This window comes from Elstera litoralis (assembly GCF_000963705.1).
GTDB lineage: Bacteria > Pseudomonadota > Alphaproteobacteria > Elsterales > Elsteraceae > Elstera > Elstera litoralis.
The window spans coordinates 1-2,879 of the sequence record NZ_LAJY01000540.1 but is presented as its reverse complement, the minus strand read 5'-3'; the positions used below and the strand labels follow the sequence as shown (position 1 = coordinate 2,879).

Below are 2,879 nucleotides of genomic sequence, written 5' to 3'. Positions count from 1 at the left end.
CACCGCCACCGCCAGCACCAGAACCAGCGCCATCATCGCCAACAGCGCCAGCAGCAGCCGGGGCGACAGGCGGCGGGGCGGCAACAGCGGGCTCATGCCGGGCGCGTGACCGTCGCCGTAAACTGATAGCCGATGCCGCGCACGGTCTTAATCAGCGTCGGATCGCGGGAGCTGGCTTCGATCTTGCGGCGCAGGCGGCTGATTTGAATATCGATGGAACGGTCGAAGGGCGACAGCGCATCGCCCTTGTAGAATTCCATCAACTCGTCCCGGCTCACGACCCGCTGGGGCCGCTCCAGCAGCGCCGTCAGCAGTTGATATTCCCCGGACGAGAGATGCACCAGCACGCCATCGGGCGAGCGCAGCTCGCGCTTGCCGGTATCGAGCCGCCAGCCGGAAAAATGGATCTCGCCCGCGCTGGGGGCCTCGCGTTCTTGCGGGGCCGCCGCTGCCCCCGAGCGCCGAAACAAGGCCCGAATGCGGGCGAGCAACTCGCGCGGGGAGAAGGGTTTGACGATGTAATCATCGGCGCCGATTTCGAGGCAGATGATCCGTTCTGCCTCTTCGGCTACCGCCGTCAGCATGATGATCGGAATATCGGAGTCGGCCCGTAAGCTGCGGCAAAGCTCCACCCCCGATTCGCCCGGCAGCATGAGATCGAGAATGACGAGATCGATGGTCCATTGCGCCATCTGGCGGCGCACCTCGCGGCCATCGCCCGCCGTGGAAACGCGAAACCCGTGCTTCACTAAAAAATCATGCAGCAGCGCTTGAATCTCGCGGTCATCATCGACGACCAACAGGTGCCGCGCCCGCTCCATCCCGCGCGCCTAAAGCTGCGGCAGCGGGTCGCGGTGAACCGCCTCACGCGCGAGCGGCAGGCGCGTGGTGCGCAAATTGGTCTTAATCCGCGCCAGCAAATCCTGTTTATCGGCCCCGAGCCTTAGCGCGATGCCCGTGGTCAGCACGTCCACATGAACGAGATGAACAATGCGCGAGGCCATCGGCGTGAACAGATCGGTATCTTCTGCCGATTCGACCGCCACGGTGATATTGGCAAGGGCTGCCAGCGGCGAGCCCGGCGCGGTGACAGCAATCACCGGCACCTGTTGGTCGCGCGCGCTTTGCGCGGCGTCCAGGGCAAGCTTGGTGCGCCCGGTATTGGAGATGGTCAGCAGCACATCGTCCGGCCCCATCCCGGCCAGTTGAATGCGTAGCATCAGCGGGTCGAGCACGGCCTGACAGGGAATGCCGAAGCGCGCGAGCTTATGTTCCGCGTCCTGGGCGATGGAGGCCGAACCGCCGAGCCCGAAAATGACAATCCGGCGCGCGTTCGCCAGCGCTTCAATCGCCCGATTAGTCGAGGTCACGTCGAGCGCCGTGCGCGCCGCGTGCAGGGCCGTTGCCGTCGCATCGAAAATCTTGGCGGCATAGGTGGCGGTATCGTCGCTGCTTTCCACCGCCGCCGTGACGAACGGCACGCCGGGCACGAGGCTTTGCGCCAGCTTCAGCTTGAAATCGGCGAAGCCTTCGCACCCAACCGAGCGGCACAGGCGGATCACCGTTGGCTGGCTCACGCCCGCGCGCGTCGCCACGACCGCAACCGGGCTTTGCAGCGTCGCTTGCGGGTCGCTCAGAATCGTTTGCGCCACTGCCGCTTCCTGCCGCGACAGGCGCGGTAGATGCGAGCGCAAGACATCCAGCATATTAGCCATGCGTGCGCGGCCCTCCCCTAATTCTGTCGTAACATCGCTTACGCCGCGAGGGAAGCCGCCTCCCGCGCCAGCGCTTCGATTCGGGCGTAATCGCCTGACGCCAGCGCGTCTTTCGGCACCAACCACGAGCCGCCGACGCAGGGCACATTCGGCAACGCGAGATATTGCTTGGCCTTGACCGGATCGATGCCGCCGGTGGGGCAGAAGCGAATATCCGGCAAGGGGCCAGAAAGCGCTTTCAGATAGGCCACGCCGCCCGCCGGTTCCGCCGGGAAGAATTTCACCGCCGTAATGCCCCGCTCCAACAGCCCCAGCACTTCGCTGGCCGTCGCCGCCCCCGCCAGATACGGCAGGCCGGTCTTATCCATTTCATCGAGCAGAGCGAGCGTCGAGCCGGGGCTGACGAGGAACTGCGCGCCGACCGAGCGGGCGGCATCGGCATCGATCGGGCGATTGACCGTGCCCGCGCCGACGATCACCCCCGGCACCTGCTGGCCGATCCGCTCGATGCATTCCAGCGCGACCGGCGTGCGCAGGGTGATTTCCAGCACGCGCAAACCGCCCGCGACCAACGCCTGCGCCAACGGCACCGCCTGATCGACATCGTCGATGACGAGCACGGGAATGACCGGCGCAAGGCCCATCAGGTCGAGAATTTTTTGATTACGATCCATGAACTCTCTCCTGCTGCGCACTCAGCCACGCCGCCGCGCCATCCAAGGCGGGGGTATCGGCCAGAATAAGATAAGTGGGGATGGCATGGGCATAGTCGGTCATGCGGTAGCGCGCCTCGAAGCGGGCGCGGAACCGGCTGGCGGCAAAGAAATCGGCAAAGCGCGGCACGATGCCGCCACCGATAAACACGCCGCCGCGCGCGCCGAAGGTGACGGCGGAGATTGCCCGCGAGGCTGCCGAACAAGGCGCAAAACATATCCAGCGTATCGACGGCCAAGGGCTCCGACCCATCGACCGCCGCCGCCGTGATTGCCGCATTGGTCCGATGCGGGTCGGGCTGCACGCCGCGCACAATGGCGAGGCTGCGATACAGCCGCTCGATGCCGCCCCCGGAGAGGAAACATTCCGCCGTCACCGCCCCCTGCTCGGCCCGCAAGACCGCCGCGACCGCCGCTTCTTCCTGGGTGACGATGGGCGCGTCGCAATGGC

The 2,879-nt window shown here is 65.8% G+C and carries 4 protein-coding genes and 1 pseudogene; all 5 read right to left on the bottom strand.

Going from position 1 to position 2,879, the window contains the following annotated elements:
* Positions 1-92 precede the first annotated feature (92 nt).
* The gene (locus VZ95_RS17140; RefSeq protein WP_045776936.1) at positions 93-821 is read right to left on the bottom strand and encodes a response regulator; all 729 of its coding nucleotides are present in this window, start codon (positions 819-821) and stop codon (positions 93-95) included.
* Positions 822-830: 9 nt separating this feature from the next.
* Positions 831-1,715 (bottom strand): SIS domain-containing protein, encoded by an 885-nt coding sequence (locus VZ95_RS17135; protein WP_045776935.1) that lies wholly within the window; start codon positions 1,713-1,715, stop codon positions 831-833.
* A 38-nt stretch (positions 1,716-1,753) separates the two neighbouring features.
* Positions 1,754-2,389: a bifunctional 4-hydroxy-2-oxoglutarate aldolase/2-dehydro-3-deoxy-phosphogluconate aldolase gene (eda, locus tag VZ95_RS17130; protein WP_045776934.1), complete on the bottom strand. Its 636-nt coding sequence runs from the start codon at positions 2,387-2,389 to the stop codon at positions 1,754-1,756.
* Complete coding sequence (locus tag VZ95_RS28355; protein WP_269747128.1) at positions 2,379-2,558, bottom strand: glucokinase; 180 nt, start codon at positions 2,556-2,558, stop codon at positions 2,379-2,381. Before VZ95_RS28355 ends, eda begins: the two co-directional genes overlap by 11 nt.
* Positions 2,559-2,670: 112 nt before the next feature.
* Positions 2,671-2,826, bottom strand: a pseudogene (locus tag VZ95_RS29420) (glucokinase); the annotation flags it as partial.
* Positions 2,827-2,879 lie beyond the last annotated feature (53 nt).